The organism is Spiroplasma endosymbiont of Melanargia galathea (genome assembly GCF_964031075.1).
GTDB lineage: Bacteria > Bacillota_I > Bacilli_A > Mycoplasmatales > Mycoplasmataceae > Spiroplasma_A > Spiroplasma_A apis.
The window spans coordinates 1,016,185-1,030,631 of the sequence record NZ_OZ035000.1 but is presented as its reverse complement, the minus strand read 5'-3'; the positions used below and the strand labels follow the sequence as shown (position 1 = coordinate 1,030,631).

The 14,447-nt window shown below is 28.9% G+C and carries 10 protein-coding genes; 9 read left to right on the top strand and 1 reads right to left on the bottom strand.

What is annotated here, in order from left to right:
* Nucleotides 1-3 precede the first annotated feature (3 nt).
* The 9 genes from AAHM92_RS04590 to AAHM92_RS04550 all read left to right on the top strand — a co-directional run bounded on the left by AAHM92_RS04590 (nucleotide 4) and on the right by AAHM92_RS04550 (nucleotide 13,170).
* Nucleotides 4-420 carry a DnaJ domain-containing protein gene (locus tag AAHM92_RS04590; RefSeq protein ID WP_500222300.1) on the top strand — a complete coding sequence of 139 codons (417 nt, stop codon included), beginning with the start codon at nucleotides 4-6 and terminating at the stop codon, nucleotides 418-420.
* A 79-nt stretch (nucleotides 421-499) separates the two neighbouring features.
* Entirely contained in the window at nucleotides 500-3,493 is a 2,994-nt protein-coding gene (gene dnaE / locus AAHM92_RS04585; protein ID WP_500222299.1) for a DNA polymerase III subunit alpha, read from the top strand.
* Between the two features lie 64 nt (nucleotides 3,494-3,557).
* Entirely contained in the window at nucleotides 3,558-6,248 is a 2,691-nt protein-coding gene (gene polA / locus AAHM92_RS04580) for a DNA polymerase I (protein ID WP_500222298.1), read from the top strand.
* A gap of 12 nt (nucleotides 6,249-6,260) precedes the next feature.
* Nucleotides 6,261-7,091 carry a DNA-formamidopyrimidine glycosylase gene (gene mutM, locus AAHM92_RS04575; RefSeq protein WP_500222296.1) on the top strand — a complete coding sequence of 277 codons (831 nt, stop codon included), beginning with the start codon at nucleotides 6,261-6,263 and terminating at the stop codon, nucleotides 7,089-7,091.
* A 152-nt stretch (nucleotides 7,092-7,243) separates the two neighbouring features.
* The gene (locus tag AAHM92_RS04570; RefSeq protein ID WP_500222295.1) at nucleotides 7,244-8,485 is read left to right on the top strand and encodes a DnaD domain protein; all 1,242 of its coding nucleotides are present in this window, start codon (nucleotides 7,244-7,246) and stop codon (nucleotides 8,483-8,485) included.
* A 1-nt stretch (nucleotide 8,486) separates the two neighbouring features.
* Nucleotides 8,487-9,377, top strand: a complete 891-nt coding sequence (locus AAHM92_RS04565) for a DnaA ATPase domain-containing protein (RefSeq protein ID WP_500222293.1) — start codon at nucleotides 8,487-8,489, stop codon at nucleotides 9,375-9,377.
* 118 nt (nucleotides 9,378-9,495) lie between these two features.
* Nucleotides 9,496-10,509, top strand: coding sequence for a type I glyceraldehyde-3-phosphate dehydrogenase (gene gap / locus AAHM92_RS04560; RefSeq protein WP_023790043.1), 1,014 nt, complete (start codon nucleotides 9,496-9,498; stop codon nucleotides 10,507-10,509).
* Between the two features lie 599 nt (nucleotides 10,510-11,108).
* Nucleotides 11,109-12,305 (top strand): phosphoglycerate kinase, encoded by a 1,197-nt coding sequence (locus AAHM92_RS04555; RefSeq protein ID WP_500222292.1) that lies wholly within the window; start codon nucleotides 11,109-11,111, stop codon nucleotides 12,303-12,305.
* Nucleotides 12,306-12,366: 61 nt separating this feature from the next.
* A complete protein-coding gene (locus AAHM92_RS04550; protein ID WP_500222290.1) occupies nucleotides 12,367-13,170 on the top strand; it encodes a hypothetical protein in 804 nt (267 codons plus the stop codon).
* A 207-nt stretch (nucleotides 13,171-13,377) separates the two neighbouring features.
* Here the strand turns inward: AAHM92_RS04550 and AAHM92_RS04545 are convergent, their stop codons facing one another.
* Nucleotides 13,378-14,286 carry a hypothetical protein gene (locus tag AAHM92_RS04545; RefSeq protein WP_500222289.1) on the bottom strand — a complete coding sequence of 303 codons (909 nt, stop codon included), beginning with the start codon at nucleotides 14,284-14,286 and terminating at the stop codon, nucleotides 13,378-13,380.
* Nucleotides 14,287-14,447 lie beyond the last annotated feature (161 nt).

Here is a 14,447-nt window from a genome sequence, read left to right as displayed (position 1 = left end):
TTTATGGATGACTTAATTAGATTTATCATGAGAATTTTGTATTACGTTTTTATTTTTTGAATTGTGAATCTTATTTTTAATGGATCAGCACGAAGAGAACAAAAATACAGAAAAAATAGTGAAGGACATAATAACTTCGACGAAGGTTTTCAAAATCAAGAAGAATGATCTAACAGGGGTTCGAGAAGTTCAAATAGTTCACACCATACAGGTAGTACATCATTGATTGACGAAGCTTACGTTGTTTTTGGATTAACAAGAAAAGCTTCTGATGCAGAAATCAAAAAAAAATATCGTGAACTAGCAAACAAATATCATCCAGATAAGAATCCCAACGACATTGAAGCACAAGCGGAGATGACTAAAATCAACAATGCCTACGAAATAATTACAGAAAGTAGAAAAACACAAAAACATTAAATCAATTGATGGTAACAAACATTGATTGATTTTTTTTATAAAAATTTGTGTAAAATCAAATTAAAGAGGTGTCTTAAGGGTGGGTTATTTAAATTTATTAAATATTCAAAGTTGTTACAATTTTTTAGAGTCAACCATAAGACCCCATGACTACGTCGAATTTTTGAAGAACCAAAATTTTAATTTTGGTTTCTTAGCAGATTATAATGTTATGTATGGTATTCCTGAGTTCGAAGAACAATGTAGAGCTAATAACATAAAACCAATAATAGGAGTTAGCTTTACAATTTCTTTTGGTCAAATCATCGTTTATGCAAAAAACAACGAAGGTTATAAAAGTATTTCTACCTTTTCTTCTTACGTACAAAGTTTTGATAAGTTAGACATTGATCAAACTGAGAAAAAGTTTTTTCAAACTTTAAAAAATAATGTAGTTGTAGTTTTTGTGCCAACGGTCGAATTTATTGATAACTATATAAATAAATTAAAAGATCATTTTGGTAAAGAATCTTTATTTTTCGGTGTGGACAGTTCTAATCACCATTTTTTAAAAAATGAGGAAAATGTTATTTTCGCACAAGAGGTGAACTTCTTGTATGATTCTGAATACCAAACCTTTTTGTCATTAAAGGCAATTGCATCTGGTGAGCTATTAACCGATGTAAAAAATACTAAAAAAACATTTTATTTAAAACAGGAAAGCATTGCAAACTTCATTGACATAAAAAAACATTTGAGTAGCTTAGATAAAATTGTTAATCAAGTAGAAAACCATGTAAGTAATGACAATAGGAAACATTTTTTAAGTTACCCAAATTCTAAAAAAATACCTTCTGATAATTATCTTAGATTGATATGTGAAGAAGCTTTCGAAAATTATCAACAACAAATAGACTCTAAAAATATTTATATCGATAGGCTTGATATGGAACTTGAAGTCATAAAAAAAATGGGCTTCGCAGATTATTTTTTAATTGTCGCTGACTTTGTCGCTGAAGCTAAAAGAAAAAATATATTAGTAGGACCCGGTAGAGGTTCTGCTGCAGGTAGCTTAGTCGCTTTTTTATTAGGTATCACAGATTTGGATCCTTTGAAATGGGGTTTGCTATTTGAACGTTTTTTAAATATTGAAAGGATAACTCTTCCAGATATTGATATAGATTTCCAAGATGACAGAAGAGAAGAAGTTCTGGATTATTTATTTGAAAAATACGGAAAAGACCATTTCTCAACAATAGTAACTTTTCAAACAATAGGAATAAAAAACGCCATTAGAGATTGTGGAAGGGTTTTCAACGTGCCTATTGAAGAGGTCTCTCAAATGACAAAGCAAATAAGTGACAGGAATGTTAAAGATTTACAATTGGCATTAGATAGTTCGGAGACACTTAGAAAGTATAAAGAAAAATACCCACACATCTTTGAAGTCGTTAGTAAAATTATAGGACTGCCAAGGCAAACTGGTACACACGCTGCTGGAGTTGTGTTTTCTGATACTAAATTATCTGAGGTTGTACCGACGAAGTTGGGAATGAACGGAATAACACAAACTCAGTACTCAATGAGTTATTTAGAAGAAATCGGATTAATTAAAACTGATATCTTAGGTTTAAGAAACTTGTCGATTATTCAAGAAGTTTTAAAAAATATCAAAGAATCTAAAAACAAAGTTATTGAATTGAATAAAATACCAGAAAACGACTTAGAAACTTTTGCTCTTCTGAGAGGAGGAGATACTAGCGGGATATTCCAACTTGAGTCTGAAGGAATGACGGATGTTTTAAAAAAAATGAAAGTAAACTCTATTGATGATATCGCTTTAACTAGTGCATTATTTAGACCCGGTCCACAAGAGAACATTCCAACTTTCATAAAAAGAAAAAACAACATAGAAAATAATTATATTATTGAAGAAAGCTTAAAAGAAATACTAGAAAGCACTTATGGAATAATTGTATATCAAGAACAAGTTATGCAAATATTGAAAAAAGTGGCTAATTTGAGTTTGAGTAAAGCAGATATAATTAGACGAGCAATGAGCAAAAAAGATCATAAGTTAATGGATGCTTTTAAAAATGAATTTATAGAAAAGGCCGTTAATAATAATTACTCCATGGAAAAAGCAATTGAACTTTGAAATTATATTGAAAAATTTGCTGAGTATGGTTTCAATAAGTCTCACGCGGTAGCATATGCAAAAATTAGTTATTGAATGGCATACCTAAAAACTCACTACAAAGCAGAATTTTATTGTGCTTTGCTTAACGGAGTTATTAGAAATGAGATAAAGACTTTCCAATATATAAATGAATTAAAAGCCTCAGGATTTTTTGTTTCGCATCCCAATATTAAAAATCCAAATAGTGTTTATTATTTTAAAGACAACAAAGTTATGATGCCGTTATCAGTAATAAAACACATTGGACCTGAATTTATGCGTAATTTAAAAAAAATATACACCGAAAGTAAGAAGGCTTTTGATAGTTTAATATCTTTACTCTCTTATTTGAAAAAATATAATGCAATTGGAGATCAAAAGTATAACGCTCTTGTGTACTCTGGGGCTTTTGACACTTATGGGTACTCTCGTAAAGACTTAATATCTCAAAAAGAAATGATTTTAAATTTGAGTGATGTATACGGAGAGTTAGGAGACCCTAGTATAACCTTAGATATTGAAAAAAGAAAAGATAATCCAGAAGAGATAATCTCATATGAAAAAGAATACCTAGGTTTTTACATTTCTTCACATCCTCTTTCTATCTTGCGAAACAAGTTAAAAAATAAAGAAAAACTTCGACTTCTTAGTTCGCTAAGGGGTACTCCTGTCGTTTGTGAAACCCTAGTTATTCTAGGTAAAATGATTACAAAAAAAGATAAAAATGGAAATGAAATGTGTTTTGTTAATATTGAAGATGAATCATCAGAGATGTTATTGACCATATTCGCTTCTAGTTTCGAAACTTTAAAAGGAAAAATCAAAGAAGGACAAACCGTTATATTAAGAATTAAGACCCAGTTTTTTAATAACAAGTCTAGTGCTGTATTTCAGGATTTGATTAAAATTTTCTAAATTAATTTTTACTACACATAGGGTTTTACTTTTTTGCTATTATTAAAATGAACGGTGGATAATTATGAAGAAAAAAATTTTATTAGTCGATGGAAATGCTCTAATATTTAGAGCATTTTATAGTCAGTATGGTAGAACACCATTGAGTACAAAAGCAGGTATTCCAACTAATGCTGCTTACTCTTTTATTAATATGATATGTAACATTGCTGCAGAACATCAATATTTTGATATAAAAGTTGCTTTTGATAAAGGAAAAAAAACTTTTAGGCATGAAAAGCTAGAAACATATAAAGCAGGTAGACAAAAAACACCTCCCGAATTGGTTGCCCAATTCCCGATAGTTAGAGAGTTTTTAACTGAAGCTAAAATTGATTGATTTGAATTAGATAATTACGAAGCCGACGATATAATTGGGACAATTTCAAATAAATTAAAAAATGATGAAAATTATATAGTACACATATTGTCTAATGATCAAGATATGTATCAATTAATAGGTGATAATGTTTTTGTGTTGTCGCCTAAAACTGGTACTAGTAGTCTTTTTGTATATGACCAAGAGAAGTTAGTTGAAAAGTGAGGGATCTACCCACAACAAGTTACCGATTATAAAGGACTTAGAGGGGATAGTTCTGATAATATAAAAGGTGTTCTTGGCATAGGAGAAAAAACTGCTAAGGAGCTTTTACAAACATATAAAAACTTAGATGACATTTATCAAAATATCGATGATATCAAAGGAAGTAAACAAGCAAAATTATTAGAAGGTAAAGAAGATGCGTATTTATCAAAAGAAATAGCGACTATCAAGTTAGATATTGAATTAAATAACTTTCATATTAGAAAAACAGATATAGATTTCGATAATCTTAGAGCCTTTTTCATAAAATATGAAATGAACTCTTTGATTAAAAAACTTTGCAGTGAAGAAGTTAAGAATCCTGAAGTCTTAGAATATCAAATATTAACAAAATGAAATCCTAGTTATAGTGATGCAATAAATTATATTTATTTAGAAACTCTTGATCAAAATTATCATAATTCTGAGGTTATTGGAATGGGTATAGTGAATTCAAAAGGAAACTTTTTTTATATTTTTGGTGAATCTGAGGAAATAAACATATTCAATTGACAAGAAGATAAGTATGACGAAGACTTTAGAAGTTTTTTGAAAAAAAATAAATTTAAAACATATGATATAAAAAAGACAATTTATGCTTTAAATAACCTTGGTTATGATGCACAAGTAGATAACTTTATCTATGATATGATGCTGGCTTGTTATGTTTTAAATCCCAATGTAAAATCTAACTTTGAATCTCACCTTATGATGATTAATCCGGAAATCCAAATTGAATCTAGTGATGAAATTTTTGGTAAAGGTGTCAAACGAAGTAAAAACATAGATAAAGATATTAAAGCAAAATATTTAGTAACAAAAGCATCACACATAAAAGAAACCGAAAATAAAATCATACATACTCTAGAAGAGCTTGAACAATTGCGTTTATATGAAAATATTGAATTACCATTTTCTAAAGTATTGCTATCTATGGAACAAGAGGGTGTTTTAATCGACCGTGAAGAGTTGAAAAAACAAACAGAAGAAGTTCTTTTGCTTTTAAATAAAATTGAAGCAGAAGTGAAAGAAGAACTTAAAGATTATATTAGTGAAGACTTTAACTTAGCTAGTCCTAAACAGTTGAAAGAAGTCTTATTTGATAAAATGAAAATAAGAAACTCAAATAAGGGAAGTACTGATAAAGAGGCTTTAACTGACCTTATAAATGAACATCCGGTCGTTGAGAAAATATTAATATATAGGAAGTACTCAAAATTATATTCAACCTACCTTAAGGGGTTCGGAAAGTTTGTACACGAAAACAATAAAGTACATACAATATTTAATCAAACACTGACAAACACAGGTCGATTAAGTTCTTCTGATCCAAATCTTCAAAATATCTCGATCCGTGATGAAGAACAAAAGAATGTAAGAAAAATATTCATTTGCAAACCAGGATATAAGTACATAAGTTACGACTATTCACAAATAGAGTTGAGAGTACTTGCAGATGTCGCTAATGAACCAACACTTATAAAAGCATATGCGAATAACTTAGATATTCACGAATTGGCAGCTAGAAACATTTTTAATATAAATGCCGATGATAAAGTAACTGCGGACCAGCGAAGAGTAGCAAAAGTTTTCAATTTTGGTATCCTTTACGGTTTGACTGATTATGGTCTCTCTAAAGACCTTAAAATACCTTTGAAAGACGCAAAAGAATATATTCAAAAGTATAACGAATCTTTTTCTGAAGTCGATAATTTCAAAAAAAATACTTTAGAGTTTGCTATGGAACATGGTTATGTAAAAACAATGGCTAATAGAAGAAGATATATTTTAGAACTTAAAAATTCTAATCATATGATTAGAGAATTTGGGAAGAGAGCAGCTATTAATGCCCCAATACAAGGTACAGCCGCTGATATTCTGAAGATGGCGATGATTGGTGTTTTTAATGATCTTAATGGACTTGATGTAGATGCCAAAATGGTTGCTCAAATTCATGATGAGATAATCATTCTAGCAAGAGAAGAAACAATTGATACCGTAAATCAGATTGTAATTCGAAATATGAAGGAAGCTTACAATAATATATTAGAATTAGCAAATCACAAAAGAATATCACTTGTACCACTAGATGTTAATTACTCAATAGGAAACAATTGATACGAGCTTAAATAAAAGGAGGGTATTATGCCAGAGTTACCAGAAGTCGAAACTGTAGTTAGATTGTTAAGACAAAAAGTTAAAGGCGAAAAAATAGTAAATGCAAAAATTTTATACCCCAATTTATTAAAAACAGATATTTCTTTATCTGCTTTTGAATTCGATATAAAAAATAGAGTGATAGAAGATGTGTCAAGGATTGCTAAACATATTATATTTCATTTAGGGGACATGGTTTTGATAAGTCATCTTCGAATGGAAGGTAAATGATTTATTTACGATGATGAAGTAAATTATAATAAACATTTGGAAGCCATTTTCGAATTGGAAAGTGGAAAAAAAATGGCTTATTTTGATACAAGAAAATTTGGAACATTTCATTATCAACTTAAAGAAAGTTATAAGGAATTAAAACCCATTAGTAATGTTGGTCCCGACCCATTCAATCCAATAGTGGACGCGAATTTTTTAGTCAAAACTATTGGAAAATCAAATAAGTATATAAAAACAGCATTATTGGATCAGACAAAGTTATCAGGGATAGGTAATATTTATGCAGACGAAATACTTTTTAAAGCTAAAATACATCCTCTAAATCGAGCAACAAGTTTAAAGGCAAATAACTATGAAGATATATTGGTTGCATCAAAGGAAATATTAACTAAAGCAATCGAGCTGGGTGGTTCTACAATAGATTCTTATCAAATGGAAGACGGCATCGACGGTAAGTTTCAAAATGAACTAAAAGTTCATACGCGAAAAAATAAACCTTGCTATGTTTGTGGTACTACTATAGAAAAAATTAAAGTAAACGGTAGAGGTACATATTTTTGTAAAGTATGTCAATTAATGATTTAATATGTGGAAAACTTTAATAAACAAATACGCCTTGGTGTATTTTTGTTTGTCTTTCCCACAAATATTATATTTTTTATTAAAGTTTATCAAAATGATTCATAATAAGGAAATTTGATTTTATTATAAGAATATCAATGAATGAGGAGAAAGCTATGAAAGATTATAAATATAAAATTACACTAAAAAACCGAATAGATTCTTCTGATGATAAAATACTCTCTTATCTTTACCAACCAATAATAGGGTTAAATAGTATGGCTCTCTATAAGTTGCTAATTAATGAAGCAGAAATCAATCGAGAATTTAAATCTGTTTTATTAGAAGAGGAAAGATTATTGAAGCTTTGCGAAACTACAAGTGAAAAATTAATTAAGCAAATAAAGAAATTGGAAGCTACTGGCCTAATTGAAACTTTATACAATAAGCAAAAAAACCTAGCTTGTTTTAATATTTATTCACCTTTAGATGCAAAAGATTTTTTTCAAAACAGGTTATTTAACAACGCACTACTTATCAAAATCGGGGAAAAAAACTATGAGATTGCGAGATATATATTCAGAGATGAAGGTGATCCTTTAACTGAAAGCGGCTATGAAAATAAATCGTCAAAGTTTTTAGAGGTATTTTCAGAGTTTACTGAGGAGTCTAACTATCTTTCATTTAGTAAAATTAAAGTTAAACCAAGAAAATCAAATGTTTTATTGAAAGGTTTTAACTACGAAAATATTATTAAAGAAATGAAAAAGAATAAAATTTTTATATCTCCTACAGATGTCGAAAAGCAAAGGTCTATTGAAGATGTTTATGTTGCCTATAATATAACAATTTCTGAAATCATAAATACAATAAAAAAAATTTACAATGAAGAGATCATGGACTTTAGTTTGTCGGATTTTTATGAAGAGATTTCTAAACTTTATCTAGCTAAAAATAATAGTGAATTGTTTGTACCAAGTGATAATATTGAATTACAAACTAATAAAAAAATTAAGGAAATGGAAACTATTGAACCTTATGATTATTTAAGATTGTTGTTTGGAGATGAAAAAATATTTTCATCTAATGATGAAACTGTTATAAAAACTTTATTGGAAAAGTATAAGCTTAGAAACGGTGTAATTAATTGTTTGCTAGAGTTCTCGTATTATAAAAATAATAAAGATATAGTCGGTAATTATTTATTTAAAATTGCCTCTACTATGAATGAACGAAATATTAAAACCGCAGACAAAGCGATGGAGTTTTTAAAAGTAGCCCACAAAAAAACACCAACAAAAAAAGCAAACGAGTATTTAAGAAATGAAGAAATCATTTGACAAGAAGCGCAAACTAAAAAGACTTATGAAATAAATCTTGATGATAAAGTAGAAAACTCTATTTGAGGAGAAGTTTAAGATGGAACAACTTTCATTAGATTTATTAAAACAAGATAAACAACTCAAAAAACTTGTTGATAAGTATAATATCAGTGATAAGGTTTTAAGTGAAAATATGATTGTTCTTTCAAGATTTAAAAGGGACTTTGTTCTTTGCGAACCTAATCAACCATTGTCAATGTGTAAACAAAGCATCCCGGGTGTTCAACAAAAATTGTCTTTTTTAAATAATACATTCTATGTTACTAGTAAAAATTGTCAACACTGAGTTTTTGAAAATAAAGATTATAAGCTACAAAAAAATATTCTATACGCTGACTATGATTTTAAAGAAGTTCCAGAAACGATAGAAGAATTCTTGAACTCTGATAAAGCAAAAAATCTAGATGGTAATTTAGAAAAACTATTGATCAAATTAAACAAAACCAAAACCGAAAAAGGGTTTTATGTTTATGGAGAACCAGGTATTGGTAAGACATATATTATGAAATTATTAGCTAACACTTATGCTAAATTAGACAAAAAAGTAATTTTAGTCACAGTAAATAAACTAATTAAAAAAGTCAAAGAGACGTTCAAAAGTCTAGAGTCAAATGATTACAACAAGTTTTTTGATCAATGCTGTGATGTCGATGTGTTGATATTAGATGATATCGGTTCTGAGATTGTTAGTGATTGAAGTAGAGATGAGCTTTTATTTGGTTTATTAAATACTAGAATGGAAAATAAAAAACTTACTTTTTTTACATCAAATTTTTCAATACCAGAATTAGAAACACACTACTTAAATAAGAAAATTAGAGATCAAAGTTTAATGAAATTCGAAAAAATGAAAACCTTAAGGTTCACAGAAAGAATTAAAGGTCTATCATTTTGTGTACGTTTACATGGGTCTAACAAGAGGTACTAATGGAAAAACTTCCAATTTTGTATAAATAAATTAGAAAGTGTAGAAAATTTTTTTCATTAGTTTTTAAAAAGCCTTTTTAATGAGTATAAAATAATTAAGTGAAAGGAAACGATAAAAAATGAAAAAAATCGCTATAAACGGATTTGGTAGAATTGGTCGTCTTGCATTTAGACAATTATTTTTATCAGATAATATTGAAATCGTTGCAATCAACGACTTAACAAACGCTAACACACTAGCATACTTATTAGAATTTGACTCAGCACATGGTCAATTTATGCCTGGAAAAATCAAAGCTAAAGACGGGGCTATAATTGTGGATGGTAAAGAAATTAAAATTCTTGCTGAGAGAGATGCTAATAACTTACCATGAGGAGAAATGGGAATCGACCTAGTAGTAGAATGTACTGGTTTTTATGCAGATAAAGAAAAAGCAAAAGCACATATAAATGCTGGAGCTAAAAAAACAATTATCTCAGCACCAGCAACAGGAGATTTAAAAACTGTTGTATTCGGAGTAAACCACAAAACAATTACTGCAGATGATCAAATTGTCTCAGCAGCTTCATGTACAACTAACTGTTTGTCACCTGTTGCTAAAATTTTAGATGAAAAATTTGGTATTGTAAAAGGATTGATGAATACAATCCACGCTGTAACTAATGACCAAACATTATTAGATTTACCTCATGCAGATGTTCGTCGTGGACGTGCAGCTGGATGAAACATTGTGCCTTCTAAAACTGGAGCTGCAGCAGCAGTTGGTAAAGTGTTACCTTCTTTAAATGGTAAATTAGATGGATTGGCTCTACGTGTTCCTGTTATCACAGGTTCAATTGTTGACTTAACAGCTGAATTAAAAACTAACGTTACTGCAGAAGAAATCAACAAAGCTGTTGAAAGTGCAGTTACATCTGATGCAGAATTAGGTAAAGCATTACAATACAACACCCAACCAATCGTTTCACAAGATGTAATTTCATCAACATATGGATCAATTTTTGATGCAACTTTAACAAAAGTTATGGAAGTTGATGGAAAACAAATGGTTAAAGTGTTCGCGTGATATGACAACGAAAGTTCATTCACTTCACAATTTATCCGTACAATTAAATACATGTTATCATTGTAGACATTTAATTTGTATATTAACATATTTAACTTCGATAGTAATATTGGAGGTAAATATGTTTTTTTATTCAAAAAAAGATTTCATTAGTTATTTATTAAACTTAATGAGCAAACTTCAGAGTGAAATGCCAAATCTTAAGATTACTCAAATTCAAATTCAAAAAACTATTTATATTATCTATGCCTATTATTTACTTTACCGTACCCCTATATGTAACATAAACTTCGAAACTTGAAGATGGGGGCCCATAATTTATGAACTATGGAAAGAACAAACAAAGTATAAGGGTAATAATGTACCATTAGATTTTGATGAAAAATTATATGAAAAATATTTTGAGTTATGGAACAATGAAGTAAGAATCTGTGAAGTTATAATAAGATCTCTTATGAAGTTAAAGACTTGAGACATTGTAAAGATTTGTCATGAACAAACACCCTGAAAAAAGTTTTACAAACCTAACAGAAAAAACTTAATGAAAAACGAAGACATAATCAACTTTCATAAAGTGAGTAGTGACAATTTATTTTCCTATCTAAATTTTATTTTAATTAAGGAAAATTTGTTTTAAAATAATATGGTATTAAAGGAGAATTAATATGAAAAAAACATTAAGAGATATACAAGTGGAGGGTAAAACTGTCTTAGTTAGAGTAGACTTTAACGTTCCAATAAAAGACGGAGTTATCACAGACGATAATCGTATCAAAGCAGCAATGCCAACAATCAATTATCTAATAGAAAATAAAGCCAAAATTGTACTATTTTCACATCTAAGTAGAATTAAAGAAGAAGCGGATAAAAGCAAAAAATCACTAGCACCTGTAGCAAAAAGATTAAGTGAAATAGCAGGTAAACCAGTAAAGTTTGTTCCTGAAACAAGAGGGGCAGAACTTGAACAAGCTATAAAAAATTTAAATGAAAGTGATTTATTGTTATTCGAAAATACTCGTTTTGAAGACGTTAAGGACAACGAAGTTGTTAAGTATGAGTCTAAAAATAATGCAGAATTAGGTAAGTACTGAGCAAGTCTTGGAGACGTTTTTGTAAATGATGCATTTGGTACAGCTCACCGTGCACATGCTTCAAATGTAGGTGTAGCGTCTAATATTTCAGAGAGCTGTGTAGGATTTTTAGTACAAAAAGAATTAGAAATGTTAGGAAAAGGTATCGATTCACCAGAACATCCTTTTGTGGCTATAATTGGTGGTGCGAAAGTATCTGATAAAATTGGTGTAATTGATAATTTATTAACTAAAGCCGACAAAATTATTATTGGAGGGGGAATGGCTTACACATTCTTCAAAGCACAAGGCCACAATATCGGAAAATCATTATGTGAAGAGGATAAAGTTGCATTGGCAAAAGAGTATTTAGATAAAGCGAACGGAAAAATAGTTTTACCAATAGATTCTTCAAACTGCGAAGAATTTAAAGATATACAAGGAAGTGTTTCTGGAGTAGATCTACCAAACGATGTAATGGGACTTGACATTGGACCTAAATCTATAGAATTATTCCAAGATATTTTAAAAGATGCTAAAACAGTCGCTTGAAATGGACCGATGGGAGTATTTGAATTTGAAAACTATAAAAAAGGTACAGTTGGTGTTTGTGAAGCAATAGCTGGTTTAGAAAAATCATTTACCTTAATTGGTGGTGGTGATTCTGCAGCTGCAGCTATCCAACTTGGTTTTGCAGAGAAATTTACACATATTTCAACAGGGGGTGGAGCTTCTCTTGAATATATGGAAGGAAAGGTTCTACCAGGAGTTGAAGCAATTCAAAATAAATAAAGAAAAATAGTGAAAGTCACTATTTTTTTTATGTATACTAGAAAAGAATGGAATGCATGATATGAAAAGAAAAATGAGAACGATTGATAATAGCGGATGAATAACAAACTTTTTTTATTGAAACGATCACTTATACTTAGTTGATAGCAGTTTTTTAAATAAAAAAAGCTCACTTTATAGAATTGAGAAAAGTATATTTTTAGAAAACTTAAAAAACAAGCAAGACATTGACAGAGTATTTATGGGTAACCCAAATCCCTTATTATCAAATGCTATTATTGCTTGTTCTAGTGATGTTGAGATTATTGAGGAATATGATTACTATATTCAAAATTACTTATATTTTGAAGGTAAAGAAATCGTCAGTTATTTAATAAAAAATGAAGTGATAACTATGATATTAGGAACAAACACTAAATTTAGTAATTTTCAAATACTAGGTACTGATAATGGTACACTTCTAGGTAAAATAAATGATAAAGTTGCTATTACTAATCCTGATCTTGAGATCCTAAAAGAAGTTAATTTAAATGTAGACCAAATTCTAGTTTATGAAAATAATTACATCATTTTAAGCAATGGTGAGATAACCCTATGTAATAAAAATTTTGAAGTGTTAGATGTATTAGAAAAAGCTAATGAGTTTGTTTCTATTTTTTATATTAATAAAAACAATCTATTAATTTCCTACAAAGAAAGTAACATTACTAAAATTGTCAACTACAAAACAAAAAAAAGTATGATGTTTTTAGAGTTTTATATATTCAGGGCGCTGATTATCGATGATAATCTTTTAATTGCAAAGAAATTATTTGATAGTAATAATAATCAAACTTTAAATTTACCATTATCATTAATCTTTTAATTTTCATCTACCTTTAAGTATGAGAGTAAGTTTTTGATCATTGTAATTAGAATAACTTTATTTGAAAATAAATCAAATAAATGAATTTCTTTAAAAAAGTCTCTAATTACTTAGAGACTTTTTTATAACAGTGTTTCGAAACCCTTACATAAAATTATTTAATTTTATGTATAAAAAAAAGACTAACGTCTTTTTGATTTTATATAACTAATTTCTATTCATTTCGACTGAGTTTTGTTTTTCAGCAAGTTTTGAATAGTTATTGTATTCAACAACTCCTTGAGAATTTCAAATCCCTTTAATTGTTTTGAAAGCTGTGAAAATAACAAATGCCTGCATCATAATTGTAAGTGCCACATAAGCTGTGTTAAATAGTGATGCAAATATTCCTCTATTTCTATCAAATAAACTTCCGATAGCTGATAAAATGTTTATTATTGAAGCTAATATGATATATATTAAAGTTACTGTCGCAAATATTAGGTTCATTGTTGAGACAAAATTCATGAAGCCTCTTCTAAAACCTTTTTGTTCATATTTTTCAATAGCAACTGTTCCCATAAATAAACTTGTATTTAAAACCCCTCAAAATAGAATTAGTGCACTAATTCCTATGGTTGTGTAACCTATAATTTGATTTTGTTGGTTTTCTTGTATAATATTGAATCCGCTTTTTATTGAAATTTGTGTTAAAAACACAATCAATGCTGCGCCACCTGCTATTAGTGCACTTATACCATAACCTCTTGAAATAAATATTCTTGGTGTTATTGTTGATTTTATATCTATATTTGGTAATTTCATTAATATGTATGGCGTAATTAAACCACCAGCAGTTAATGAGAATAATATTAGTATGTATCTATTGTTTATAAATGTGATGTCATCTGTTGTTCTCACAAAATTGATAATAATTGAACAAAAAACAATGTTTGTTACAAGAACTAATGCGATTAATGCATATAGCGCAGCTGCAATAACTGCAGACATTTCATTTTGTCAACCAAGTCTCATGTAGTAAACCAATACTCCACATCCCAATACAGCTCCGATAATACCAAATATATTCGCTATTACTGTTAAAGTACGCAAACCTGATATGTTGTAATCTTTCATTAACTCACCTCCTTTGAAATATTATAATATTTATTCTTACTTATTTATAAGTTATTTATATTAATTCAAGAAGTTTCCTTGAAACTATGTGTGCTCCTAAATAATACCTTACATACGGAAAACTTGTTTCGTTAATTTTAGTGAAAAATAAAAAAATTTGC